The sequence below is a fragment of the Enterobacter sp. BWH64 genome (genome assembly GCF_001037645.1).
Taxonomy (GTDB): Bacteria; Pseudomonadota; Gammaproteobacteria; order Enterobacterales; family Enterobacteriaceae; genus Enterobacter; species Enterobacter hormaechei_C.
Genome location: NZ_KQ089922.1, coordinates 1,200,455 through 1,226,027, shown reverse-complemented (window position 1 = coordinate 1,226,027; position 25,573 = coordinate 1,200,455). Strand labels below are relative to the sequence as shown.

Genomic DNA, 25,573 nt, shown 5'->3' with positions numbered 1-25,573 from the left:
GATTATTTAGCGGTCTTACGGTATTGCTCGATAAGTTCGATGAAGTGATCGAACAGCGGCGCGGCATCGTGTGGGCCCGGGCTGGCTTCAGGGTGGCCCTGGAAGCTGAACGCAGGCTTATCGGTGCGATGGATACCCTGCAAGGTACCATCGAACAGTGACTTATGCGTCACGCGCAGGTTAGACGGCATCGTCGCTTCATCCACAGCGAAGCCGTGGTTCTGCGCGGTGATCATCACCGTGTTGTTGTCGATATCTTTCACCGGGTGGTTACCACCGTGGTGGCCAAACTTCATCTTGACGGTGTTCGCTCCGCTCGCCAGCGCCAGCAGCTGATGGCCGAGACAGATGCCGAATACTGGGATGTCGGTTTCAAGGAAGGACTTGATGGCGTCGATAGCGTAGTCGCACGGCGCCGGGTCGCCAGGACCGTTAGAGAGGAAGATGCCGTCCGGGTTCATCTTCAGAACATCTTCAGCAGAGGTTTTCGCCGGAACCACCGTCAGGCGGCAGCCACGGTCAACCAGCATACGCAGGATGTTGCGCTTGGCGCCAAAATCATAGGCCACCACGTGGAACGGCAGCTCGCTTTCCGGTTTCGCTTCCGGCAGGTCGCCTTCCAGCGTCCAGCTTCCCTGCGTCCAGCTGTAGGCTTCAGCGGTGGTCACTTCTTTCGCCAGGTCCATACCGTTCAGTCCCGGGAAGGCTTTCGCTTTTTCCAGCGCCAGCGTCGCATCGAGGTTATCCCCTGCGATGATACAACCGTTTTGTGCACCCTTCTCGCGCAGCAGACGCGTCAGCTTACGGGTATCGATATCGGCAATCGCCACAATGTTGTGGCGCTTCAGGTAAGAAGAGAGGTCTTCGGTGTTGCGGAAGTTGCTGGCAATCAGCGGCAGGTCGCGAATGACCAGGCCTTGCGCATGTACCTGAGAGGATTCTTCGTCAGCCGCATTGGTGCCGACATTGCCGATATGAGGATAAGTAAGAGTAACGATTTGGCGAGAATAGGAAGGATCAGTGAGGATTTCTTGATAACCGGTCATTGAAGTATTGAAAACGACTTCCCCAACCGCCGAACCCGTTGCCCCTATGGCCCGACCGATAAACTGGGTTCCGTCTTCCAGAACCAATAGCGCTGACTTAATCAAAACACCCTCCAGAGAATATTCACTCACTTTATTTGCATATTAATTCATAACCATGTCATGGATCAATGCAAATGTGTTGCCAGCGGATTTTTGGCAAACGGCGGCATTCTGGGGATTTGCCATGTAAAAGTCAACTTAAAACGGGAGTTTTGTATATTCTTTTGCAAGCCTGGCGGTCTGAAATCAGATTAAGCGGCAAAAAGATCAACTAAATCACTGTGGAAACCGCTTGCGTATGCAGTTTAATAGAAAGAAACGTCTTGCAGGAATAAAAAGTGGACCAAATGGTCAAAATTTACAGTTCAACAACAGAAATTATCGAGAAAACACTTACTTTAAATCAGTTAGACACAATAAACACCCCAAACAGACAAAATAAAAGGGCAATAAAATATTGCCCTATGCAATCAATTAATTACGACTGCAATAACCACATCACGAAGGGTAATAATGCTTACAAATTGTTGAGTTCGAGGACATCTCGCATATCAAAAAGACCATTACGCTTACCTTTCAGCCACAATGCCGAACGTACCGCCCCGTTTGCAAATGTCATGCGGCTGGATGCTTTATGAGTGATTTCGATCCTTTCGCCAATATCGGCGAACATAGCGGTATGTTCACCGACGATATCACCCGCGCGAACGGTGGCAAACCCAATGGTGCCAGGCACGCGCTCGCCAGTGTGGCCTTCGCGAGAATAGACCGCGATGTCTTTCAAATCTTTATCCATTGCACACGCAATCGCTTCGCCCATTGCCAGCGCCGTGCCTGACGGAGCATCGACTTTGTGGCGATGGTGCGCTTCGACGATTTCAATGTCGGTGTATTCGCCCATCACCTTCGCCGCCTTCTCCAGCAGTTTCAGCATGACGTTTACCCCCACGCTAAAGTTTGCCGCAAAGACAATCGCAATCTCAGTGGACGCATCCTGAATGGCTTGCTTACCGACCTCGTCAAAACCGGTGGTGCCAATCACCATCCCTTTACCGTGCTGACGGCAAAACGCCAGGTGAGCCAACGTGCCTTCAGGGCGGGTAAAATCGATAAACACGTCAAAGTCTTCTTTCACCGCCTCAAGGCTGCTCTGCACGGTAACGCCCGTCTGACCTGCGCCTGCCAGCTCGCCTGCATCGGCTCCCAAAAGCGATGAACCTTCACGCTCCAGCGCCGCGCCAAGCGCCACGCCATCCATCTGTAGTGCCGCCTGAATCAGCTGACGGCCCATACGTCCGCCCGCGCCCGCAATGGCGACGCGGATCTGTGCATCATGCATAGTTATTCTCTTACGTTAAAATGATGTAAATCGTTTTCAGATTAACCAGCCTTTGCACAGGCTGCCACAGAAAACGCCGATAATTAGAATTTAATGATAAACAGGGTGAGATATCAGTGAAAGACATGATCGTCAGCGAAAACCACATGATTCCCGCACCACCAGCGCAGGCGGCAGAATGATTCGTTTGGCGGGTTCGTCGTTGCCCTGTATGCGGCTGTAAAGTAACTCCCCTGCCTTACGACCAATCTCTTTCGCCGCCACCGATACGGTGGTCAATGCGGGCTGCACCAGAGCCGCTTCGGTAATATCATCGAAACCGACCAGCGCAAAATCACATCCCGGCTCACGGCCCATCTTGCGTAAGCTTTGCATCACCCCCAGCGCCACAACATCCTGATAGCAAATTGCCGCACTGATGTGTGGATGCTCGAGAAGTAACGCCTCTGCCACGCGCGCGCCGTCGCTTTGGCTGGCGTGAGAGGTTCTGATCCAGGCAGGATTCGGCGTCACGCCGTATTCCAGCAGCTTGCTGGTAAAGCCCCCGATACGCTGCGCCCGAGAGCCCGAATTCTGACTCCCTCCAATGAACGCAATGTGCCGATGGCCCATTCTGAGCAGATGCTCCGTCGCCATCTGCGTGCCTAAGAAGTTATCCGTTCCGACAAAATCAAAATCCGGATCGTTCAGCGGGCGCACAACCATGATAGCCGGAATATTGCGCCGCTTCAGACCCTCAAAAAAGGCCTGGGGCGTTTCCCGAGCCGCACACAGCACCATACCGCCGACGTTATTACGCATCAGTGAATCAACAAATTTTTGCTGTCGCTCTGCCGATTCCTCGCTATTCGCCAGAAAAAGCATCAGCTCGTGGCGCTCCATTTCATGACTTAGCCCTGCCGTCATCTCGCTATAAAAAGGGTTGGTGATATCGTGCAAGAGCAGCCCGACCTGGTTACTGCTGCGGTTACGTAAATTGGCTGCCGTCTGGTTATAGACATAGCCGGATTCATCCAGCGCCTTAAGCACACGTTCGCGCGTGCTTTGCGAAATGCGGCCTTTGTTGCAGAGCACCATCGAGACCGTCGCCGTTGACACGCCGGCGCGTTTCGCGACATCGGCCAGTGTAATTCCCGTCATGTTGTCTCCTTCATCATCACTACAGGTTAATCGAATAACCTATTTTTTGCATTTTTCCCTGTGAGACTCTTCACATTACCGCTGTTGTTCTGGATTCGATTCGCATTTATGGCGGGTTAATCGCGTTAACCACTCTTCTCAAATACGGTTAATCGAATAACCTTAAATAACGATTACGGAGGATACAATGACAACCTACGACAAATTCCCCACGGTGGCGATACAGGGTTTTGATGACAGCGCCTGGCAAGGCTGGGAAGCAATAACCCGCGTTCTTGAGTCAAAAACCCAACAGCGCAGCCGCACGGTGCTGGTGATTGACTGCTATCCGGGCGTGCGCATGACCGAGCTTGAAGAGAACGTGCTGCCGCGTCTACGCCCGACGCTGGCGATCAATGCTGAACAGGCGCGACGGGATGAGTGTGCCATTCATGAGATGCTGGCACGCAACCTCACAGACGATCGCGTCTTTGGCGTTCTCTCCTGCCACCAGCTTGGAGAGTTTTTCGATCCCGCGCGTCTGGAGGCGTTGCAGGTTCGGGTGAGCCAGTGTTCCGGGGGGCTGATTGTGATCTACGGTCCCGGTGCGACGCTTGTCCATCCGGGTGATGTGCTGGTGTATGCCGATCTGCCGCGCTGGGAGATCCAGCAGCGTATGCGCCGGGGTGAGACTGGGAACTGGGGCGCAGATAATCAGCAGGAAGATATGCTTCGTCGCTACAAGCGCGCCTTTTTTGTCGAATGGCGCGTCTTCGATCGCCACAAAACGCCGCTGCTCAGGCGCACCGATTTTTTACTGGATACAACCCAGACGAACCAGCCCGCGATGGTCAGCGGCGAGGCCCTGCGAGCCGGGCTGAAGCAAACTACCACCCAGCCTTTCCGCGTGGCGCCCTTTTTCGATCCTGGCGTCTGGGGCGGCCAGTGGATGAAACAGCAATTCGATCTCGATCCCTCTGCACCCAATTACGCGTGGTGTTTTGACTGCGTGCCCGAGGAGAACAGCCTGTTACTGCGTTTTGGCGCAGTGCGGATCGAGATCCCCTCTCAGGATCTGGTTTTGCTTGAGCCCCGTGCTCTGCTGGGCGAGAAAGTTCACGCACGTTTCGGCGCGGAATTCCCGATCCGTTTTGACTTCCTCGACACCATGGGTGGCCAGAATCTGAGCTTCCAGGTCCACCCCATTACCGAGTACATCCAGCAGCAGTTTGGGATGCACTATACCCAGGATGAGAGTTATTACATTCTGGAAGCGGAGCCGGGTGCCGTCGTCTATCTGGGGACCAAAACCGGCACAGACCCTGAGGCCATGATGGACGATCTCAGGCGCGCGGGTCGCGGTGAAAAACCGTTTGATGACGACCGCTTCGTTAATCAGATCCCGGCAAAAAAGCACGATCATTTCCTGATCCCGGCTGGGACGGTGCACTGCTCCGGCGCGGGAACCATGGTGCTGGAGATCAGCGCTACGCCGTATATTTTCACCTTCAAACTGTGGGACTGGGGCCGCCTGGGCCTGGACGGGCTGCCGCGCCCGGTACACCTGGAGCACGGTGAAAAGGTGATCGACTGGCAGCGCGACGCGCAGTGGGTTCATCAGCATCTGGTGAATCAGTTCGAACCTGTCGCGGAAGGAAACGGCTGGCGTGAAGAGCGTACTGGCCTGCACGAGCGTGAATTTATCGAAACCCGCCGCCACTGGTTTAGCGAACCCGTTTTGCACCACACCGGCGGCGGCGTGAACGTGCTGAATCTGGTAGAGGGCGACGAAGCAATTGTCGACAGCCCAACCGGTGCATTTGAGCCGTTTACCGTCCATTACGCCGAAACCTTCATCATTCCGGCAAGCGTAGGTGACTATCGCATTTCACCTTCAGCCCGTGCTTCCGGACACCCCCTCGCGACTATCAAAGCCTGGGTAAGGAGCTAACGATGATTCATTTTATTGTCGCCACTCATGGGCCGTTAGCCGCCGCGCTGCTGGAGAGCGGCCGGATGGTATACGGCGAGCTCCCCGGCATACACGCCATTTGTCTGACCGAACAGGCGGGAATAGAGGGCTTCCGGCAGGATTTCATCTCCACACTGGAAGCGGCAAGCGTCAACGCTGACGGCGTGCTGGTGCTGTGCGACATGCAAAGCGGCACGCCGTGGAACGTGGCCTGTGAGGCCGCGTTTAACCCATATACGCAGCCGCCGGTCGCCGTGGTGGCTGGAGTCAACTTCCCGATGCTGCTGCAAACCGATGAGGTGATGATGGCTCGCGATGTTCATCAGGCTGCCGGGCAGCTTATCGAAATTACTCTGCCGACGCTGGTACAGGCGAAACCGGCAGATACTGCACAGACAGACGATTTTTAAGGAGCCGCATATGAGTATTTCTTTTGTACGCATTGACGATCGCGTGATCCACGGGCAGCTCATTACACGCTGGGCCAGGGAGCTGCCCTGCGACGGCATCGTTGCCATTGACGATGCCGTTGCGGCCGATCCGCTGTTATCGTCGGTCATGAAAGGAGCCGTATCAGATACTAAAGTGTGGCTGTTCGATACGGCAACCGCGATCGAAAAACTGCCAAAAGTGATTGCCAGCGAAAAGCGCTATTTCGTGATTGGCAAATCTCCACTCACGCTACAGCGCATTGAGCAGGCGGGCATTAGCCTGAAAAACAGCAACGGAAAAATTAACGTGGGCCCGATGAGCGCCCGGGCTAACACGATCACCATCGGCCCGAATCAATCGGTAACCCAGGATGAAGCGGCGGCGTTCGAGTGGCTGACCGGGCAGGGACACGCGATTGAATTCCGCCTGGTTCCTGATGCCAGTTTTTATACCTGGCAGGATGCCAGACAAAAGCTGAAATAAGGAGCAGATCATGATTATCGAAGCGGCTTTAATTGGCCTGCTGTGTTATCTGGGCGCACTCAGTAGTCCGTGGCTTTTAGGGCTGACGGGCGGCTGGTATCTCATCTCCCGACCGCTCATTTCCGGGATGCTGGTTGGCCTGATCCTGGGCGATATCAAAACCGGGATTATGATTGGCGTAGCGGTGCAGGCGGTTTATATCGCAATGGTGACACCCGGCGGCTCGATGCCAGCAGATTTAAACTTTGTGGCTTATCCGGCCATTGCGCTGGGAATACTTTCCGGCAAAGGACCTGAGGTTGCCGTCGCGCTGGCGGCGACTATTGGGATCGCCGGAACCATTCTCTTCAATGCGATGATGGTGCTGAACTCCTTCTGGAACCATCGTGCGGATGTGGCGCTGGAGAACGGCGACGAGCGCGGGATCTACCTCAACAGCGCCATCTGGCCGCAGGCGATGAATTTTGTGCTGCGCTTTGTGCCTACCTTTATCGCCGTCTTTTTTGGCGCACAGTACATTAGCGGGTTTATGGACAGCCTGCCGCACATCGTCCTCTCCACCATGAATGTGCTGGGCGGCATCTTGCCCGCCGTCGGTATTGCCATCCTGCTTAAGCAGATCATCAAAAGCTATACCATGCTCATCTACTTTCTGGTGGGCTTCGTTTGCATCGTTTTCCTGAAACTCAATATGGTCGCGCTGGTGATCGTGGGCGCCCTGCTGGCACTGATTCATTACAACTATAAACCCGAGGCACCGCAGGCCGTGGCTTCAGCACCTGTCCCTGACGACGAGGATGAATTCTGATGGAAGAACGTAAACTCACCCGCAAGGATCTGCGCCGCTGCTGGCGAGCGTGGATGATGCACAACCTCTCCTCAATGAGCTTTGAACGCCTTGAATCCTTCGGCTTTTGCCTGAGCATGCTGCCGGTCGCAAAAAAGCTCTATCCCGACCCGGTACAACGTACCGAGATGCTGCGCCGTCACGCGTCGTTCTACAACACGGAGCCACAGATTGGCGCGATCGTTAACGGTATGGCGCTGGGGCTGGAGGAGAAAAAAGCCAACGGCGAGCCGATTGACGGTGAAACCATAAATACCCTGAAGGTAGGCCTGATGGGGCCAATTGCCGGGATCGGCGATTCGATGATCCCCGGCATGCTGATCCCGATCCTGCTTAGCATTGGGATGGCGCTGGCGGCAGGCGGAAATATCCTCGGTCCACTGTTTTATACCGTTGCCTGGCTGGCCATCATTATCCCTGGCTCCTGGTTCCTGTTTCTCAAAGGCTACCAGATGGGATCAGGCTCCGTGGAGATGCTGGTCAGCAGCAAATCTACCCGGCTACGGGAAGCGCTCTCGCTACTGGGCGTATTTGTCATGGGCGGCGTGGCGGCCAGCTACGTGAAGCTCGGCACCGGGCTGGAGTTCATCACCCGGGACGGGGTTAACATTCACGTTCAGCAGATGCTGGACGGTATTTTCCCGCAGCTGCTTCCGCTGGCGGTGGTGCTGGGGACCTGGTATCTGATGGCAAAACGCGGCGTGTCGCCGGTAAAAGCCATGATATTGCTGCTTATACTGGCAGCGCTTGGCGTGGCGTCCGGTTTGTTTGCAGGATAAGAAAACCGGGGCAATGCCCCGGCTTCTTTATGGATGGAAGTTATTCCACAGTTCTGCGACTTTATCCGGACGCGAAATAAACTGGAACCGTGCGGGGTCATCAATAAACTGCTGATAAACAGGCGCATCAGTAATGCCAAATTCCGGATAACTTCTCGGCGTAATCATCTGCAAGCGCCCTGGTCTGTAGTGACTGTTATGCTGCCAGACAATATGATTACCCTGAACTAAGGGATACCAGGCCAGACCTTTTCGCGCACGAACGGCCTCATACTCAAAGCCATATTCCCGATCGCACCACGCACCAAACGTCAGCGGCTCATTGGGCGAGGCCGAAATCGTCGCATGGCCCCATCCGGGAGGGACCAGTACCTTTTCACCCGGCCCCGCGAGTACCGCAAAACATCGTCCCGGATCGTCGTCCACATACTCCTGCATGTAGATAATCGCTTTACCCTGCCAGATTTCGTACAGCTCAGGGGGCGACCATCCGCTGTGCTGGCTAATACGGTGAACATGCCCCTGGCTGCGGACCGGCTCATCGCCAAGCGTGCCTGCCGCGTAGGTGACCACACCAAAAAGCAGCATGCGTTTTTCGAGCTCCGGCCTGTCCGCCAGACGCGCCACGTCCATCGCGATGGCATATACCTGTTCAGGCCCTTCGCAGTCCGGATTGCGCAGCGACGGGCGGATCTGATCCAGTGTTCTGATCTCCGGCATCGGCCCGGTAACATCCTCTCCGTAGCAAAAACCGAGCGGCTGACGGTTGATGGTCATATCAAGGCCATAGTTAGCCATGGCGCACCTCGTAACCTTCCCCGGAGGCAAAGATCCGCAGGGTGAAGCCCTCTGCCAGCGCCGCATAGTCGTGTCCCGCAATGCTCGGCCAGACGGCAAGGGAGGATAGCGTCTCGTTGCCAGTGTTAATCAAACGATGCGCTGTAAAAGGAGGAATAATATGCACGGAGCCAGCCGTCACCTGCTCAAGCCGCGCGTCGCCCGCCTCCGTTTGCAGCAGCAACAAGCCACATCCGCGCAGGCCAAAATAGACCTCGCCCTGTTCGCGGCGCTGATGAAAATGACCGCGAGTCATAAAGAACTCATCGCCCACGTTACCCGCACGCAGGTGAGTTACCCCAACGAAGAGTGCCCCTTCCCCTACGGGGGAGCCCAGTACGTCTACGTCATACACGCTTTTTTGAGGATTGCCGCACTTCCACGCCTCGCCGTCTGCGAAGATCCCAGGAAGATCCGCAAGACGAGTCGTTTTGCGGATAAGCGGCCCGCCGGCTAGCGCGCCGGTAGCCCACGTCAACTGAGGTGGCAAAAAGATGTCTGAATTCATATCGCTCTCCGGCCCGAGGAGAACAGCAATATCATGATGGCAGATTAAACGATTAACCTACTGGAAAAAGCGTCAAAATTGATGGTGAATCACAGTTAACCAGAAACAAAAATGCCGGAGGCTTTCGCCACCGGCATTTTGAAGATTGAGAGGACATTATTCCACTTCGCGGGCGTCGATTCGCAGCTCTTTCGGCACTTCGAAGACAATGTTCTCTTCACGGCCTTCCAGCGGCACCGCTTCGCCACCGCCCAGCTCTTGCAGGCGGGCAATGACGTTTTGCACCAGGATATCCGGCGCTGAAGCGCCTGCGGTAACACCGACGCAGGCCGCGTTTTTCACCCACGCTTCCTGAATGTCCGTTGCGTCGTCGATCAGAAAAGCTGCTTTCCCCATACGCTGCGCCAGTTCGGCCAGTCGGTTGGAGTTAGAGGAGTTTTTCGAGCCGACCACCAGCACCACATCCGCCTGTTCAGCCAGGGCGCGTACGGCTTCCTGACGGTTGGTGGTTGCATAGCAGATATCATCTTTGCGCGGCCCGACGATTTTCGGGAAGCGCTGGCGCAGGGCGTCAATCACGTCTGAGGTGTCGTCTACGGAAAGCGTCGTCTGGGTCATAAACGACAGACGGGCTTCGTTTTTCACGTCCAGCGTAAAGACATCTTCCGGTGACTCAACCAGATACATGCCCCCTTCCGGGTTGCTGTACTGGCCCATGGTGCCTTCAACTTCCGGGTGACCGGCGTGACCAATCAGAATTGACTCTTCACCACGACGGCTGGCGCGCGCCACTTCCATATGCACTTTTGTCACTAACGGACAGGTGGCATCGAATACGGTCAGATCGCGGCTTTTCGCCTCGTTGCGTACCGCCTGAGAGACGCCGTGCGCGGAGAAGATGAGGATTGCGCCGTCCGGCACTTCGCTGATCTGCTCGATAAAAATCGCACCGCGCTCGCGCAGGCTGTCGACCACGTAACGGTTGTGCACCACTTCGTGACGCACGTAAATCGGCGCGCCGTAAATCTCCAGCGCGTTTTCAACAATGCTGATAGCGCGGTCTACACCGGCGCAGAAGCCGCGCGGGTTAGCCAACAGGATCTGCATTTTACTCCTCCAGTGCCGGATCGATCTCCAGCACTTCGACATCAAAATGAACGGTACGCCCGGCAAGCGGATGGTTGAAATCGACGGTGATAGAATCGCCGTTGATTTCTCGGATCACGCCAGGCATTTCGCTGCCGTCCATAGCGGTAAAGAGCATAATCGCCCCGATTTCTGGTTCACCCGCATCCATAAACTCACGACGCGAGAAATACTGGATCAGGTCCGGGCTTGGCACGCCAAATGCCGCATCCGGCTCCAGCGAAAACGCTTTTTTCTCGCCCTCTTTCAGACCCAGAAGCTGCTGCTCAAGGCCTTCAGACAGGGAGGTGTCACCCAGACGAAACAGCGCCGGTTTGCCATTGTTGCGGGTGGATTCGGCCGTGGAGCCGTCATCCAGCTTCAGCGTGAAATGAACGAGAACCGCGCTGTTGCTCTGTACGGATTTAGACATGCAAATTGCTCGCTTGTTTTGGGTCACCTGTTGCCCGGTGGCGCTACGCTTACCGGGCCTACGGGGGCCACAAATTCTGTAGGCCGGGATCGCTACGCGTCACCCGGCTGGTTTTGTTACGCCTGCTCTTTCGCGGCCGGTTTAGGCAAGAAGCCTTCCAGCACGATTAACGCCGCACCAACGCATATTGCGCTATCGGCGAGGTTAAAGGTCGCGAAGTGCCAGTCGCCGACGTAGAAATCGATCATATCGACCACAAAGCCGTGCCACAGGCGGTCAAACAGGTTACCCAGCGCGCCGCCAATGATCAGCGCGTAGGCGATGTTATTCAGCTTTTGCGTGGCCTTTGAGCGGTACATCAGCACCGCCAGCACGACGCAGATACCGATAGCGATACCCGCGAAGAACCAGCGCTGCCAGCCACCGCTGTCGGCAAGGAAACTAAACGCCGCACCATAGTTGCGGGCATAGTGCAGGTTAAGCGACGGAAACAGCGGGACCGTATCCCCCAGAGCGAAATTCCGGAGGATCAGGAACTTGCTGCCCAAATCAATAATCAGCACCACCACCACCAGCCACAGCCAGCGCAGTCCTGTTGAACAGAGAGTTTTACTCATCAGGCAAACTTACGTTTTTCGCCGTCACCGGCGACGTTGCTTACACAGCGTCCGCAGATGTCTGCGTGTTCCGCCACCTGGCCAACATCGGTGGTGTAATGCCAGCAACGCGGGCATTTCTCACCGTCGGCTTTGCTCAGTGCGACCTTCAGGCCTTTGAGCAGCTCGCTCTGCTGAGCATCAGCAGTAGCTTCGGCATAATCCGCAACTTTCGCACCGGAGGTCAACAGGACAAATCGTAATTCATCGCCCAGCGCGGTCAGTTTGGCCGCCAGCTCCGGTTCGGCGTACAGGGTCACCGTCGCTTCCAGAGAGCCACCGACTTTCTTGTCCGCACGCGCCTGCTCGATAACCTTGTTCACTTCGCCGCGCACTTTCAGCAGCTCGTCCCAGAAGGCATCGTTCATTGCTTCAGTGCTGGAGAGGTCGAACAGACCTTCGTACCACTCGCCGGTGAAGACATACTTCTCACGGTCGCCCGGCAGGTAGCCCCAGATTTCATCCGCGGTGAAGGACATGATCGGTGCCATCCAGCGCACCAGCGCCTCTGCGATGTGGAACAGCGCGGTCTGGCAGCTACGACGCGCCACGCTGTCCGCTTTCGCGGTGTACTGGCGGTCTTTGATGATGTCGAGGTAGAACGAGCCCATCTCGATGGAGCAGAAGCGCATCAGGCGCTGCACCACTTCGTGGAAGTCGTAAGACTCATAGGCTTTAAGAATATCTTCCTGCGCCGCTTTCGCGCAGCCTACCGCCCAGCGATCGAGCACAACCATCTCTTCCGGCTTCACCATGTCTTTTACCGGATCGAACCCGTTCAGGTTCGCCAGCAGGAAGCGCGCGGTGTTACGAATACGACGATAGCTGTCAGCAGCACGTTTCAGGATCTCATCAGAGACCGCCATTTCGCCGGTGTAGTCGGTAGAGGCCACCCACAGACGCAGAATGTCCGCGCCCAGTTTGTTCATCACGTCCTGCGGAGAAACGGTGTTACCGATAGATTTGGACATCTTACGGCCCTGACCATCCACGGTGAAGCCGTGGGTCAATACCTGACGGTAAGGTGCTTTACCCTTCATGGCGGTGGAGATCATCAGCGATGACATGAACCAGCCGCGGTGTTGGTCAGACCCTTCCAGATACATATCGGCAGCGTGACCAGCAAACTCCGGACGCACATCAACCACGGAGGAGTGGGTAGACCCGGAATCGAACCACACGTCCAGGGTATCCGGCACTTTCTCGTAGCTGTCTGCGTCAGCGCCCAGGATGTCGCGGGCGTCGAGATCCCACCACGCCTGAATGCCGTCAACTTCGACGCGCTTCGCCACTTCTTCCATCAGTTCCAGAGTGTTCGGGTGCAGCTCCTGCGTCTCTTTATGTACGAACAGAGACATCGGCACGCCCCAGGTGCGCTGACGGGAGATACACCAGTCAGGACGGTTAGCCACCATGGATTCGATACGCGCCTGGCCCCAGTCAGGGATCCACTGCACGCCTTTGATCTCTTTCAGAGACTGCGCGCGCAGGCCTTTCTGGTCCATGCTGATAAACCACTGCGGGGTTGCACGGAAGATGATCGGGGTCTTGTGACGCCAGCAGCACGGATAGCTGTGCTGCATTTTCTCAACGTGCAGCAGCGCGCCGCTGGTGCGCAGCATATCAACGATGATGTCGTTAGCTTTAAAGACGTTGATACCGTCCAGCGCCGGGTAGGTGCCAGGCAGGTAAGAGCCGTCCGGGCCAACCGGATTAGCGATTTCCAGGCCGTACTTCAGGCTGATGTTGTAGTCGTCAGGACCGTGGCCACCGGCGGTATGTACCGCACCGGTACCCGCTTCCAGCGTGACGTGGTCGCCCAGAATCGCCGGAACGTCGAAGTCCAGGAACGGGTGTTTGAAGCGCATCAGTTCCAGCGCGTCACCTTTTACGGTGCCCAGCACGGTGTAATCGGTGATGTTCGCGCGTTTCAGCACGCTTTCGACCAGGTCTTTCGCCAGGATAACCGCACGGCCATCAATCTGCACCAGCGCATACTCAAACTCGCCAGAGAGGGAGATCGCGCGGTTAGCAGGCAGCGTCCACGGGGTGGTGGTCCAGATCACCAGAGAGATCGGGCCGCTTACACCAGGCAGACCAAATTTAGCTTTGATCGCATCCTGATCGACCGCTTCGAAGGCCACGTCGATAGAAGGCGAGGTTTTGTCGTAATACTCCACTTCCGCTTCTGCCAGCGCAGAGCGGCAGTCGACGCACCAGTGCACCGGCTTCGCGCCTTTGTGCAGGTGACCGTTGCCGATGATTTTACCCAGCGCTCGGATGATGTTGGCTTCGGTTTTGAAGTCCATGGTCAGGTACGGATGCGACCAGTCACCCAGCACGCCCAGACGGATGAAGTCAGCGCGCTGACCGTCAACCTGGGTGGCAGCGTATTCGCGGCATTTCGCACGGAATTCTGCGGCGGTGAACTTCTCACCCGGCTTACCGTACTCTTGCTCAACTTTCAGCTCGATCGGCAGACCATGGCAGTCCCAGCCCGGAACGTAAGGCGAGTCATATCCCGCGAGTCCTTTGGACTTCACGATAATGTCTTTCAGAATCTTGTTTACAGAGTGACCAATATGAATGCTGCCATTCGCATATGGAGGGCCATCATGCAGAATGAAGGTTTTTTTGCCTTTTTTGGCTGCACGAATGATGCCGTACAGGTCATCATCGGTCCAACGCGCCAGCATTCCCGGTTCACGCTTGGCGAGATCGCCGCGCATCGGGAACCCTGTTTCCGGCAAATTCAGGGTTGATTTATAATCACTCATCAGATTCTCGGTTCCGTATTTATCACGTAGGCAGTTAAGCCGGTTCTAAAGCCCAAAAAACTCGCGGGCCGTTAATTCATCTCGCGCGATTTGCGCCTTAAGTTCGTCCAGCGAAGCGAATCGCTGTTCATTGCGTATTTTTTTACGCAGTATCACATCTATATGGCGACCATACAGGTCCATTACAACGTCCAGCAGGTGTACTTCTAACTGTTGACGCACACCGGCAACCGTTGGACGTGTGCCAATGTTGGCGACGCCGTAGAAAGGCTTCTCGCCCAGTCCTGCCACTTCCACCGCATAGACCCCTTTAACCGGGGAGACCTGACGACGCAGCGGTATATTCGCCGTCGGGAAACCTATCGTGCGGCCCAGCGCATCGCCATGGACCACGCGACCTGAAATTGTGAACGGGTGACCCAGCAGCGTTTCTGCCGTGTCCAGTTCATCGTTCGCCAGCGCCTGACGTACCGCCGTGCTGCTGACGCGCACGCCGCCCTCACAGAAGGTCATCGTGCTGGTGACGTCAAACCCGTACTCCAGGCCAGCCTTCTGTAATAACAAGAAATCGCCCTGACGACCAGCGCCAAAGCGGAAATCATCGCCCACGGCGAGAAACTGCACGCCAAGCTGCCTGACCAACAGGTCGCTGACAAAATTTTGTGCGGTCAGCGCGGCAAAACGACGGTCGAACCGTACGCACAGGACGTAGTCCACCCCTGACTCCGCCAGGTAGCGTAACTTCTCACGCAGACGCGTCAGCCGCGCGGGGGATTTCTCGCCTGCAAACAGCTCCAGCGGCTGAGGCTCGAAAATCATCACCACGACGGGCAGGCCTCGCGCCTCGCCTTCTTTACGCAATCCCTGCAACAGCGCCTGATGCCCACGATGCACGCCGTCGAAATTACCAATGGTCAGCACGCACCCGTGCGGGGCTTGACTGAGATTATGTATGCCGCGTATCAGCTTCATGACTGGCTCAAAACAGTGAAAATCGCCAAAGTATACCTTGTACAGCGGTTAAGGTTAACCGGCGATTGTTCACGCTAAACAGAAAGCCGTATGATTTCATCACGCTGACCTTTCGCAGCAAAAAAATCTGTCCGCGAACTGCGATTTTTACGCCGAAAAGCTGTATTCACGAACGACAAGCTGGTAGAATCCTGCGCCATCACTACGTAACGTAGCGTCGCCACATTAACGGCGCTTATTTGCACAAATCCATTGACAAAAGAAGGTATAGAGGGCATATTCCTCGGCCTTTGAATTGTCCACATAGATCATATTTGGGAGTTGGACCTTGGCTAATATCAAATCAGCTAAGAAACGTGCCGTTCAGTCTGAAAAGGCTCGTAAGCACAATGCAAGCCGTCGCTCTATGATGCGTACTTTCATCAAGAAAGTATACGCAGCTATCGAAGCTGGCGACAAAGCTGCAGCGCAGAACGCATTTAACGAAATGCAACCAATCGTGGATCGTCAGGCTGCTAAAGGTCTGATCCACAAAAACAAAGCAGCGCGTCATAAAGCAAACCTGACCGCGCAGATCAACAAACTGGCTTAATCGCCACTTGTTGTTGCTTGTTTGAAAGAACCCGCTTAACGCGGGTTTTTTTATGTCTTCAGATTACCGGCGGCGTAAACAGCGCCGAATAGTCGCGATTGCAGATTCGCTGCACCGCCGGGTGCTGAATCATCCTTTCGGCGAATATGGCGTGATACTCTTCCATCACGTTATCCACCCTGCCGATCTCGGTTATTTTGTCGTCTGAATAGAGATCGTGCGCGTACAGCGTCGGAGCAACGAAGATAGCGTTATGCGCTTCGCCAAAGGCTTTCATCAGCGCCGCATCGTCGAACTCACCGAGAATTTCTACGTTCAGCCCCTGCGAGTTAAACCAGTTCAGCAGCTTCCGTCCGAGCATGGACCTCCGACCCGGCACCAGCAAGCGGCGCTCTTCCAGGCAGGCAGGAAACGGTTTTTCCGGTGGCGGATTGATGCACCAGAAACTGACGCCGCATTCGCCAATTTTCACCGAGAACAAGCCTTCCTGCTGCGTGGAATCGATAGGGCAATCCGAAATAATCATATCCAGCTTATGCTGGCTCAGCTGTTCCAGCAGCATCTCGTGAGTGGACTCAAAGCAGCGTAAATGGATCTGTTCATCTTCCACCACCGCCGCATCCAGCACGCCACTCACCAGCCGTTTGGACAGCGCATCCGCCACCCCCACGTCAAAAAGCAGGTTAGACTCTTTGCGGTAGTTGACGATATCCAGCATCTCCTGGCTCAGGGTGAACATTTTATCCGCATAGCGGAACACCAGCTCGCCCAACTCACTGGGCTCAATCCCACGGCCCTTGCGCTTGAACAACTTGCCCTGTAACCGCTCTTCCAGGGCTTTGATTTGCCCGGTAATGGTTTGTGGCGTCAGGTAAAGCGCTTCTGCCGCCCCCACGACCGAGCCCTGTTTATAAACGTGCCAGAAGTAATAAAGATGGTTGTAATTCAAATGAGACATCGCGTGTTCTCTCCCTGAGTGTGTATCGGGAGAAGGAGCCCCCTCCTCCCGGTTTTCCGTTATGCCTGGACAGCCTGTCCGGACAATTTCACCTTCAACAAGGTATAACCAATGACTGCGGCCAGTAATGACCCGATGAGAATGCCGAGTTTTGCCCAGACGATAAGCTCAGGCGCGTTTGCGCCAAACGCCAGCGTCGAGATAAAGATCGACATGGTGAATCCAATACCGCACAGCACGCCGACGGCCATAATCTGGCTAAAGGTGGTCCCGTTTGGCAATGACGCCAGCTTCAGCTTCAGCGCCAGCCAGCAGAACAGGCTGATACCCAGCGGCTTACCGATAAACAGACCGGCGATGATACCCAGCGGCAGCACGGAGGTGAGTCCGTCCAGAGTAACCCCGGCCAGGGAAACTCCCGCGTTGGCAAACGCAAACAGCGGCAGGATCATAAAGCCCACCCACGGATGAAGCACATGCTCCAGCTGTCTGGCTGGCGATTTGCCGTCCTGCTCCTTCAGCGGAATAAAGAAGCCAACGATGACGCCCGCCAGCGTGGCATGCACGCCAGACTTCAGCACCGCCGTCCACAGCACCATGCCCACCAGAATATAAATACCCGTACGTCGGACGTTGAAGACGTTCAGCAAGGCCAGCACCACAATAGCCACGGCCGCCACGCTCAGCGACAGAACCGACAGATCGCTGGTGTAGAACAGCGCGATAATCACGATAGCGCCCAGATCATCGATAATCGCCAGCGCCATCAGGAAAATTTTCAGTGCTACCGGGACGCGGCTACCGAGCAAGGCTAAGACCCCGAGCGCAAACGCGATATCCGTTGCGGCCGGGATCGCCCAGCCGTCACGCGCAACCGGATCCTGCCACGCAAACGCGAGAAAGAGCAACGCCGGAGCGATCATCCCGCCAATCGCCGCGATCACCGGAAACGCCGCGCGCTGACGGCTGGCAAGCGAACCGATCACCAGCTCACGTTTAACCTCCAGACCCACCAGCAGGAAGAACACTGCCATCAGCGCATCGTTGATCCACAGCAGCATGTTCTTGTTAATTTCCAGCGCCCCGACTTTCAGCTCGACGGGCGTTTCCAGAAATGCGTGATAGAGATCGCGCGTCATGCCCATATTGGCGAGCAGCATGGCGGCCGCAGCAGCAATAATCAGGATGACGCCGCCGGATGCCTCACTGCTAAAGAAACGGTGTAGTAATTTCACGTTTAAACTCTCTTTTACAACAATACTTCGGTAAAACCATAATATCAGCGCAAACAGATCGGTAAAAACAGATTAATATTGGGTATATATTCAGTTTAACCGAGGAATAACGCTATAAACAAAAAGCCCGGAATCGCTTCCGGGCTTTAAAGGATAGTAACCAGCTTGCGGGTTAGCGGGTTAAATCGTCGAAGAATTTTTTGACGCCATCGAAGAAGCTTTTGGAGCGCGGGCTGTTTTTCTCACCCGTCGGGCCACCAAAACTCTCCTGAAGCTCTTTCAGCAGCTGTTTCTGCTTATCGTTCAGGCCGACCGGCGTTTCCACGACCACGCGGCATAACAGGTCACCCTGCGCGCCACCGCGAACGGATTTAACGCCTTTGCCGCGCATGCGGAACAGCTTCCCGGTCTGGGTTTCGCCAGGGATTTTCAGGTTAACGCGACCGTCCAGCGTCGGCACTTCGATTTCGCCACCCAGCGCCGCCATCGCAAAGTTGATCGGCACTTCACAGTACAGGTTGTTACCTTCACGCTCGAAGATGGCGTGCTGCTTCACCTGAACCTGAACGTACAGATCGCCTGCCGGTGCGCCGTGCTCGCCGGCTTCACCCTCACCTGCCAGACGGATGCGGTCGCCCGTATCCACGCCTGCCGGGATCTTAACGGACAGCGTTTTGGTTTTCTCCACGCGACCGTGACCGTGGCATTTGGTGCACGGATCTTTAATCAGCGTACCGCGACCATGACAGTGCGGACAGGCCTGCTGCACCGCGAAGAAGCCCTGGCGCATCTGCACCTGACCGGAACCGTGACAGGTTGGGCAGGTCTGTGGCTGAGTCCCCGCTTTCGCGCCGCTGCCGTGGCAAACGTCACACTCTTCCAGCGTCGGAATACGGATCTCTTTGGTGACGCCGCGAACCGCTTCTTCAAGCGTCAGCTCCATGTTGTAGCGCAGGTCTGCGCCGCGCGCCGCGCGCTGACGACCACGTCCGCCGCCGAAGATATCGCCAAATACATCACCAAAGATATCGCTGAAATCAGCGCCGCCGCCGAAGCCGCCGCCACCAAATCCACCGCCGCCCATGCCGCCTTGTTCAAAGGCCGCGTGACCGTACTGATCATAGGCCGCACGTTTTTGTGCATCGGTCAGGACTTCGTAGGCTTCTTTAATCTCTTTAAATTTGGCTTCAGCCTCTTTGTCACCCTGATTACGGTCAGGGTGGAATTTCATGGCCAGGCGCTTATACGCCTTTTTGATTTCACGCTCTTCCGCAGTTTTCGGAACGCCTAAAATCTCGTAATAGTCTTGCTTTGCCATTGGTTTTTTTAAGCCCCTTAACATGCGAGCACGGGCGTGGAGAATTCTCCTACGCCCGTGCCGATTACTTACCCTGCATCAGGGCGATTATTTTTTGTCTTTCACTTCTTCGAACTCAGCGTCGACAACATCGTCGTCTTTCGCGTTGTTCTGGGAAGCATCAGCGCCCGCCTGCTGCTGTGCGTGCTGCTGCTGAGCGATTTCCATCAGCTTCTGAGAAACCTGTGCCAGCTCCTGCATCTTCGCTTCGATGTCCGCTTTGTCTTCGCCTTTCAGAGACGTTTCCAGCGCGCTCAGTGCAGTTTCGATCGCAGTTTTGTCTTCCGCTGGCAGTTTATCGCCCGCTTCTTCAACCTGCTTACGGGTGCTGTGCAGCAGATGGTCACCCTGGTTACGGGTCTGAACCAGCTCTTCGAACTTACGGTCGGATTCCGCGTTAGCTTCGGCATCACGAACCATTTTTTCGATTTCCGCTTCGTTCAGGCCAGAAGATGCCTTGATGGTAATCTTCTGCTCTTTACCGCTATTTTTGTCTTTCGCAGACACATGCAGGATACCGTCAGCATCGATGTCGAAGGTGACTTCGATCTGTGGCATGCCGCGTGGTGCCGGGTTAATACCGTCCAGGTTGAACTGACCCAGAGATTTGTTATCCGCCGCGCGCTTACGCTCACCCTGAATCACATGGATGGTTACCGCAGACTGGTTGTCTTCAGCGGTAGAGAACACCTGGCTGTGTTTCGTCGGGATAGTGGTGTTTTTGTTGATGAGCGGAGTCATCACGCCACCCATGGTTTCGATACCCAGAGACAGCGGGGTAACGTCCAGCAGCAGTACGTCTTTTACTTCACCCGTCAGAACACCACCCTGAACCGCAGCACCGATAGCAACCGCTTCGTCCGGGTTCACGTCTTTACGTGGCTCTTTACCAAAGAACTCAGCCACTTTCTTCTGAACCATTGGCATACGAGTCTGACCACCTACCAGGATAACGTCCTGAATGTCAGACACGGACAGGCCAGCGTCCTGCAATGCAACTTTCAGTGGCTCGATAGAACGGTTCACCAGGTCTTCTACCAGGCTTTCCAGTTTCGCACGGGTCACTTTGATGTTCATGTGTTTTGGACCGGTCGCGTCTGCGGTGATGTACGGCAGGTTCACGTCGGTCTGCTGAGCGGAAGACAGCTCGATCTTCGCTTTCTCAGCGGCTTCTTTCAGTCGCTGCATGGCCAGCGGGTCGTTACGCAGGTCAATGCCCTGATCTTTCTTGAACTCGTCAACGAGGTAGTTGATCAGACGGGTATCGAAGTCTTCACCACCCAGGTGGGTATCACCATTGGTTGCCAGAACTTCGAAGGTTTTTTCGCCGTCAACGTCGTCGATTTCGATAATAGAGATATCGAAGGTACCACCACCCAGGTCGTAAACCGCGATAGTACGGTTGCCAACTTCTTTATCCAGACCGTAAGCCAGTGCTGCTGCGGTTGGTTCGTTGATGATACGTTTTACTTCCAGACCTGCGATACGGCCAGCATCTTTGGTTGCCTGACGCTGAGCATCGTTGAAGTAAGCAGGTACGGTGATAACAGCTTCAGTTACCGGTTCACCCAGGTAATCTTCCGCGGTTTTCTTCATTTTCTTCAGCACTTCAGCAGAGATCTGCGGAGGTGCCGTTTTGGTGCCTTTCACATCAAGCCATGCATCGCCGTTATCGGCTGCGATGATTTTGTAAGGCATGATGGAAACGTCACGCTGAACTTCTTCGTCCTGGAAGCGGCGGCCAATCAGGCGTTTGATCGCAAACAGGGTGTTTTGCGGGTTTGTCACGGCCTGACGTTTAGCCGGCTGACCAACCAGAGTTTCACCATCCTGGGTATAAGCAATGATAGAAGGCGTGGTGCGATCGCCCTCGGCGTTCTCCAGCACACGTGCAGTAGTGCCATCCATAATCGCTACACAAGAGTTGGTAGTACCCAGGTCGATACCAATAATTTTACCCATCTAAACGTCTCCACTAAAAATTCAGTCAACATGTGGTTGTGTACCTGTAATAAGGGCAGAACGTGCTTTTTCAACTGCCCAGATTTGATTTTTTTCAGGTCCACACACTGCGGTTGCTTACAAGATGGGGTCACAACGGCATCCATCAAGGGGGAAGGATAAAAAATTTTTTAATTTCACCCCGGTGAGATCATAGACGGCGTCGATGCCGCCCATTATGATGCCGCGCCCCGTCAGGTAGAACTGGCGCGGGTTTAACCATTTCACCATATTAATGATGATTTTTTTGAGGACTTATGGGCAACACTAAGTTGGCTAATCCGGCTCCGCTGGGCCTGATGGGTTTTGGCATGACCACCATTCTGCTGAACCTGCACAATATCGGGATGTTCCCGATGGACGGCATTATCCTGGCGATGGGCATTTTTTACGGCGGTATCGCACAGATCTTTGCGGGCCTGCTGGAATATAAGAAAGGCAACACCTTCGGCTTAACCGCCTTTACCTCTTACGGTTCCTTCTGGCTGACTCTGGTCGCAATTCTGCTGATGCCTAAAATGGGCCTGGCAGAGGCGGCAAACGCCCATTTCCTGGGCGTGTACCTGGGACTGTGGGGCGTGTTCACCCTGTTCATGTTCTTCGGTACCCTTAAGGCGAACCGCGCACTGCAATTCGTCTTCCTGAGCCTGACCGTACTGTTCGCTCTGCTGGCCATCGGTCACCTGGCGGATAACGAAGGCATCGTTCACGTTGCCGGCTGGGTAGGTCTGGTTTGCGGCGCAAGCGCAATCTACCTGGCCATGGGTGAAGTGCTGAACGAGCAGTTCGACCGCACCATTCTACCGATTGGTGAAAAACACTGATCCCTCTGTCGTGCCCGCGTCGCGGGCACGACGTCCCTCTGACTGGCGAAGCCACACCCCCAAAACCAGTCCCATCAGCGATAACGCCAGCACGTACCACGCAGGTGCAAGGGGTGACACCCCCATCAACACCGTCACCACAATCGGGGTCAGCCCGCCGAAAATGGCATACGAGACGTTATAAGAGAAAGAGATCCCAGTGAAGCGTACCTCCGGCGGGAAGGCGCGGACCATTACGTACGGTACGGCGCCAACGACGCCCACGCACAGCCCGACGACACCGTACAGCAGGAACAGCTGTTCAGGATGGGTGCCCGCAAGATGATAAAATGCCCAGCTCGACGCGGCCAGAAGCAAACTGCCGACAATAAAGGTCGCGCTTGCGCCGAAACGATCCGCCGCCAGCCCGGCGGCCAGACAACCAAAGCAGAGCATAATTGTCGCGATACTGTTCGCCTGTAACGTCACGGCAGGCGCAAAACCGTACTGTTTTTGCAGCCAGACCGGCGACATCAAAATGACCACCACGATCCCCGCAGACAGCAGCCAGGTCAGAAGCATCGACACCACTACCGCTTTTTTATGCCGCACTACTACGGTTTTCACCGGCAGTTCTTGCGCCAGCGCCTTCCGCTGCTGCATTTCCAGAAATATTGGCGTCTCCTGCAACCAGCGTCGCAGGTACATTGCCACCAGCCCAAACGCCCCGCCCAGCAGGAACGGTATACGCCAGCCCCAATCGTGAACGGCCTGTTGCGTCATGCTGGTATTGATGATGGTTGCAACCACGGAGCCAAGCAGGATCCCGATCGTCAGCCCTGCGGTCAGCGTTCCGCACGCAATGCCGATGCGGCGCACCGGGACGTGTTCAGCGACAAACACCCAGGCGCCCGGTACTTCCCCGCCGATGGCCGCGCCCTGGAGAATACGCATCAGCAGCAGCAATAACGGGGCGATAATGCCCATCGACTCATAGGTAGGCAAAAGGCCAATCGCCAGCGTCGGCACGGCCATAAGCAGGATGCTGAGGGTAAACATCTTCTTGCGCCCGACCAGATCGCCAAAGTGCGCCATGACAATGCCGCCCAGCGGACGCGCCAGATAGCCGGCAGCGAAAATGCCGAAGGTTTGTACCTGACGCAGCCATTCCGGAATATCCGCCGGGAAAAACAGCGCCCCCACAACGGCGGCGAAGAAGACAAAGATGATGAAGTCGTAAAACTCCAGCGCTCCGCCCAGAGCAGCGAGCGTGAGGGTTTTGTAGTCCTGTCGATTCAGAGGTCGGGTGTTATGTGACATAGCGAACCATTGTGCATGTATTGTGGATTATTTTTTACAGTAATCGTAAAGAAAAAATTACTATATCGTAAATCCATTTACACGCTACAGCGGCTGGCGCTAATGTCACATTTTAAAGAATTTCAGGAGATTGTTTCGCGGCGAGCGCTTTTAGGGCGAAATGCTGCTACCACATTGCCGTCAGTTTCCACGTACGGACCGTCAAGCAGTTGTATACAATACGGTACACTTGCAAAGATACCGTGGACGATAACGCTGCCGTCCTCGGCTTTCACCCCTTCCAGCGTTTCTTTTATCGACTTCGGCTGCCCCGGCAGGTTCAGGATCAGCGCCTGTTTGCGGATCACCCCGACCTGACGGGAAAGAATGGCCGTCGGGACAAAGTGTAGACTGATCTGGCGCATCTGCTCACCGAAGCCCGGCATTTCACGATCGGCGATAGCCAGCGTCGCGTCCGGCGTTACATCGCGGCGCGCGGGGCCGGTTCCGCCCGTCGTCAGCACCAGGTGGCAGCTCATCTCATCCACCAGTTCACACAGGGTTTGCTCGATGATCGGCTGCTCGTCCGGGATCAGGCGAGTCTGGATCTCAAACGGGGTAGTGAGCGCGCTGCCCAGCCACTCTTCCAGAGCAGGGATGCCTTTATCCTGATAAACACCGCTGGAGGCGCGGTCAGAAATCGACACTAAGCCGATGCGTAAGGTATTCATATCCATTCCATTCAAAAAGTACTGATTAAAGGGAATGATACACGCAGAGAGAAAATTCAGACAGAGGCGGGGGAAAGACGCGTGACCGGGAACCCGGTCACGCAGAATGATTACAGCAGGTCGCCGATCATTTTTTCCAGTTTTTCCTGGTCGATAGCAAACTTACGGATACCGTCCGCCAGTTTATCTACGGCCATTGGATCCTGGTTGTGCTGCCACAGGAACTCGGACTCGGTGATGCGCTCAGGGCGTGCTTTCACTTCGCCGGTGTAGGACAGTTTACGCTCGATAGCACCTTCGCTTTCTGCCAGCTCTTTCAGCAGCGCAGGAGCGATGGTCAGGCGGTCACAGCCAGCCAGCTCGATGATTTCGCCGACGTTACGGAAGCTTGCGCCCATAACAACGGTCTCATAGCCGTGCTGTTTGTAGTATTCGTAGATTTCAGTCACTGAAATCACGCCTGGATCTTCAGACGCCGCGTACTCTTTCTTGTCGGTGTTGGCTTTGTACCAGTCCAGAATACGGCCCACGAACGGAGAAATCAGGTATACGCCAGCTTCGGCACATGCACGCGCCTGCGCGAAGGAGAACAGCAGAGTCAGGTTACAGTTGATGCCTTCTTTTTCCAGCTGCTCAGCAGCGCGGATGCCCTGCCAGGTAGACGCCAGTTTGATCAGGATACGGTCATTGCTGATGCCCGCATCGTTGTACAGTTTGATCAGGCGTTTTGCTTTTGCGATAGACGCTTCGGTGTCGTAGGACAGGCGAGCATCAACTTCGGTAGAGATACGGCCAGGAACGAGCTTCAGGATTTCCAGACCGATGTTCACTGCCAGTTTGTCAGTAGCATCCACAACCTGCTGCGCGCGGTCATTGCTCTGTGCTTTTGCCCAGGTCACCGCCTCGTCGATCAGTTTGCGATACTCAGGGATCTGCGCGGCGTTAAGGATCAGAGAAGGGTTGGTTGTGGCATCCTGCGGCTGGTACAGCTTCATTGCCGCGATATCTCCGGTGTCAGCGACGACAGTGGTGAACTGACGAAGGGAGGTCAATTTATCCGTCATGATAGTGTTTCTCTTTTAACGTGCCCTGGATAATTCACACTACCGACAGCTTGCCAGCAGCGGAAAAATGACAGGTTTACTTGTTAGGGGGATGTAACCGGTCTGCCCTGATGATAACACGAGTGAGAGGCAGCGCAACCGCAGACAGTGCGCTTAGGCAGAGTAT

Annotated in this window: 24 protein-coding genes and 1 pseudogene; 7 read left to right on the top strand and 18 right to left on the bottom strand. The window is 55.3% G+C overall.

Annotated features, from left to right (window positions below; translation table 11 throughout):
• Positions 1-2 precede the first annotated feature (2 nt).
• The 3 genes from carA to SK50_RS05860 form a co-directional block, all read right to left on the bottom strand.
• On the bottom strand, positions 3-1,151 hold the full coding sequence (carA, locus tag SK50_RS05870; RefSeq protein ID WP_045330189.1) for a glutamine-hydrolyzing carbamoyl-phosphate synthase small subunit: 1,149 nt from the start codon (positions 1,149-1,151) through the stop codon (positions 3-5).
• A gap of 454 nt (positions 1,152-1,605) precedes the next feature.
• Positions 1,606-2,427 carry a 4-hydroxy-tetrahydrodipicolinate reductase gene (gene dapB, locus SK50_RS05865; protein ID WP_015572643.1) on the bottom strand — a complete coding sequence of 274 codons (822 nt, stop codon included), beginning with the start codon at positions 2,425-2,427 and terminating at the stop codon, positions 1,606-1,608.
• Between the two features lie 132 nt (positions 2,428-2,559).
• Positions 2,560-3,567: a LacI family DNA-binding transcriptional regulator gene (locus tag SK50_RS05860; RefSeq protein WP_017694536.1), complete on the bottom strand. Its 1,008-nt coding sequence runs from the start codon at positions 3,565-3,567 to the stop codon at positions 2,560-2,562.
• 187 nt (positions 3,568-3,754) lie between these two features.
• On the opposite strand from SK50_RS05860, the gene SK50_RS05855 reads away from it, so the two are divergent.
• Genes SK50_RS05855 through SK50_RS05835 form a run of 5 tightly spaced genes read left to right on the top strand, consistent with a single transcriptional unit; the run spans position 3,755 to position 8,059 of the window.
• Positions 3,755-5,497: a class I mannose-6-phosphate isomerase gene (locus tag SK50_RS05855; RefSeq protein WP_017694537.1), complete on the top strand. Its 1,743-nt coding sequence runs from the start codon at positions 3,755-3,757 to the stop codon at positions 5,495-5,497.
• A gap of 2 nt (positions 5,498-5,499) precedes the next feature.
• The gene (locus SK50_RS05850; protein ID WP_015572640.1) at positions 5,500-5,928 is read left to right on the top strand and encodes a PTS sugar transporter subunit IIA; all 429 of its coding nucleotides are present in this window, start codon (positions 5,500-5,502) and stop codon (positions 5,926-5,928) included.
• Positions 5,929-5,938: 10 nt separating this feature from the next.
• Positions 5,939-6,433 (top strand): PTS sugar transporter subunit IIB, encoded by a 495-nt coding sequence (locus SK50_RS05845; protein ID WP_015572639.1) that lies wholly within the window; start codon positions 5,939-5,941, stop codon positions 6,431-6,433.
• A gap of 10 nt (positions 6,434-6,443) precedes the next feature.
• The gene (locus SK50_RS05840) at positions 6,444-7,241 is read left to right on the top strand and encodes a PTS mannose/fructose/sorbose/N-acetylgalactosamine transporter subunit IIC (RefSeq protein WP_015572638.1); all 798 of its coding nucleotides are present in this window, start codon (positions 6,444-6,446) and stop codon (positions 7,239-7,241) included.
• Entirely contained in the window at positions 7,241-8,059 is an 819-nt protein-coding gene (locus SK50_RS05835; RefSeq protein ID WP_015572637.1) for a PTS system mannose/fructose/sorbose family transporter subunit IID, read from the top strand. Before SK50_RS05840 ends, SK50_RS05835 begins: the two co-directional genes overlap by 1 nt.
• 27 nt (positions 8,060-8,086) lie before the next feature.
• Here SK50_RS05835 and SK50_RS05830 read toward each other — a convergent pair whose 3' ends face one another.
• The 8 genes and pseudogenes from SK50_RS05830 to SK50_RS24125 form a co-directional block, all read right to left on the bottom strand.
• On the bottom strand, positions 8,087-8,857 hold the full coding sequence (locus SK50_RS05830) for a glucose-6-phosphate isomerase family protein (RefSeq protein ID WP_017694538.1): 771 nt from the start codon (positions 8,855-8,857) through the stop codon (positions 8,087-8,089).
• A complete protein-coding gene (locus SK50_RS05825; protein ID WP_017383813.1) occupies positions 8,850-9,404 on the bottom strand; it encodes a glucose-6-phosphate isomerase family protein in 555 nt (184 codons plus the stop codon). The genes SK50_RS05830 and SK50_RS05825 overlap by 8 nt, the downstream gene beginning before the upstream one ends.
• Before the next feature lie 156 nt (positions 9,405-9,560).
• The gene (gene ispH, locus SK50_RS05820; RefSeq protein ID WP_017383814.1) at positions 9,561-10,511 is read right to left on the bottom strand and encodes a 4-hydroxy-3-methylbut-2-enyl diphosphate reductase; all 951 of its coding nucleotides are present in this window, start codon (positions 10,509-10,511) and stop codon (positions 9,561-9,563) included.
• Between the two features lies 1 nt (position 10,512).
• On the bottom strand, positions 10,513-10,962 hold the full coding sequence (gene fkpB, locus SK50_RS05815; protein WP_015572634.1) for an FKBP-type peptidyl-prolyl cis-trans isomerase: 450 nt from the start codon (positions 10,960-10,962) through the stop codon (positions 10,513-10,515).
• A gap of 116 nt (positions 10,963-11,078) precedes the next feature.
• The gene (lspA, locus tag SK50_RS05810; protein ID WP_045333728.1) at positions 11,079-11,579 is read right to left on the bottom strand and encodes a signal peptidase II; all 501 of its coding nucleotides are present in this window, start codon (positions 11,577-11,579) and stop codon (positions 11,079-11,081) included.
• The gene (ileS, locus tag SK50_RS05805) at positions 11,579-14,395 is read right to left on the bottom strand and encodes an isoleucine--tRNA ligase (RefSeq protein ID WP_032620885.1); all 2,817 of its coding nucleotides are present in this window, start codon (positions 14,393-14,395) and stop codon (positions 11,579-11,581) included. The genes lspA and ileS overlap by 1 nt, the downstream gene beginning before the upstream one ends.
• 45 nt (positions 14,396-14,440) lie before the next feature.
• The gene (gene ribF, locus SK50_RS05800) at positions 14,441-15,367 is read right to left on the bottom strand and encodes a bifunctional riboflavin kinase/FAD synthetase (RefSeq protein ID WP_003856456.1); all 927 of its coding nucleotides are present in this window, start codon (positions 15,365-15,367) and stop codon (positions 14,441-14,443) included.
• Positions 15,368-15,374: 7 nt separating this feature from the next.
• Positions 15,375-15,580 (bottom strand): annotated as a pseudogene (locus SK50_RS24125) (DUF2575 domain-containing protein); the annotation flags it as partial.
• 115 nt (positions 15,581-15,695) lie between these two features.
• Between SK50_RS24125 and rpsT the strand changes: the two are divergent.
• Entirely contained in the window at positions 15,696-15,959 is a 264-nt protein-coding gene (rpsT, locus tag SK50_RS05795) for a 30S ribosomal protein S20 (protein WP_003856458.1), read from the top strand.
• Positions 15,960-16,017: 58 nt separating this feature from the next.
• On the opposite strand, the gene nhaR is transcribed toward rpsT, so the two are convergent.
• From nhaR to dnaK, 4 genes are all read right to left on the bottom strand, one after another.
• Positions 16,018-16,917 carry a transcriptional activator NhaR gene (gene nhaR, locus SK50_RS05790; RefSeq protein ID WP_017694543.1) on the bottom strand — a complete coding sequence of 300 codons (900 nt, stop codon included), beginning with the start codon at positions 16,915-16,917 and terminating at the stop codon, positions 16,018-16,020.
• A gap of 59 nt (positions 16,918-16,976) precedes the next feature.
• Complete coding sequence (nhaA, locus tag SK50_RS05785) at positions 16,977-18,152, bottom strand: Na+/H+ antiporter NhaA (protein WP_045338411.1); 1,176 nt, start codon at positions 18,150-18,152, stop codon at positions 16,977-16,979.
• Positions 18,153-18,324: 172 nt separating this feature from the next.
• Complete coding sequence (dnaJ, locus tag SK50_RS05780; protein ID WP_014830600.1) at positions 18,325-19,470, bottom strand: molecular chaperone DnaJ; 1,146 nt, start codon at positions 19,468-19,470, stop codon at positions 18,325-18,327.
• A gap of 87 nt (positions 19,471-19,557) precedes the next feature.
• On the bottom strand, positions 19,558-21,471 hold the full coding sequence (gene dnaK, locus SK50_RS05775) for a molecular chaperone DnaK (protein WP_006810169.1): 1,914 nt from the start codon (positions 21,469-21,471) through the stop codon (positions 19,558-19,560).
• 296 nt (positions 21,472-21,767) lie between these two features.
• Between dnaK and satP the strand changes: the two genes are divergently transcribed.
• Positions 21,768-22,334 carry an acetate uptake transporter gene (gene satP / locus SK50_RS05765; RefSeq protein ID WP_003856474.1) on the top strand — a complete coding sequence of 189 codons (567 nt, stop codon included), beginning with the start codon at positions 21,768-21,770 and terminating at the stop codon, positions 22,332-22,334.
• Here satP and SK50_RS05760 read toward each other — a convergent pair.
• The 3 genes from SK50_RS05760 to tal all read right to left on the bottom strand — a co-directional run bounded on the left by SK50_RS05760 (position 22,311) and on the right by tal (position 25,407).
• The gene (locus SK50_RS05760) at positions 22,311-23,633 is read right to left on the bottom strand and encodes an MFS transporter (RefSeq protein ID WP_023295901.1); all 1,323 of its coding nucleotides are present in this window, start codon (positions 23,631-23,633) and stop codon (positions 22,311-22,313) included. The genes satP and SK50_RS05760 overlap by 24 nt on opposite strands.
• A gap of 122 nt (positions 23,634-23,755) precedes the next feature.
• On the bottom strand, positions 23,756-24,343 hold the full coding sequence (gene mog / locus SK50_RS05755; RefSeq protein ID WP_017383820.1) for a molybdopterin adenylyltransferase: 588 nt from the start codon (positions 24,341-24,343) through the stop codon (positions 23,756-23,758).
• A 110-nt stretch (positions 24,344-24,453) separates the two neighbouring features.
• The gene (gene tal / locus SK50_RS05750) at positions 24,454-25,407 is read right to left on the bottom strand and encodes a transaldolase (RefSeq protein ID WP_003856481.1); all 954 of its coding nucleotides are present in this window, start codon (positions 25,405-25,407) and stop codon (positions 24,454-24,456) included.
• Between the last annotated feature and the right edge of the window lie 166 nt (positions 25,408-25,573).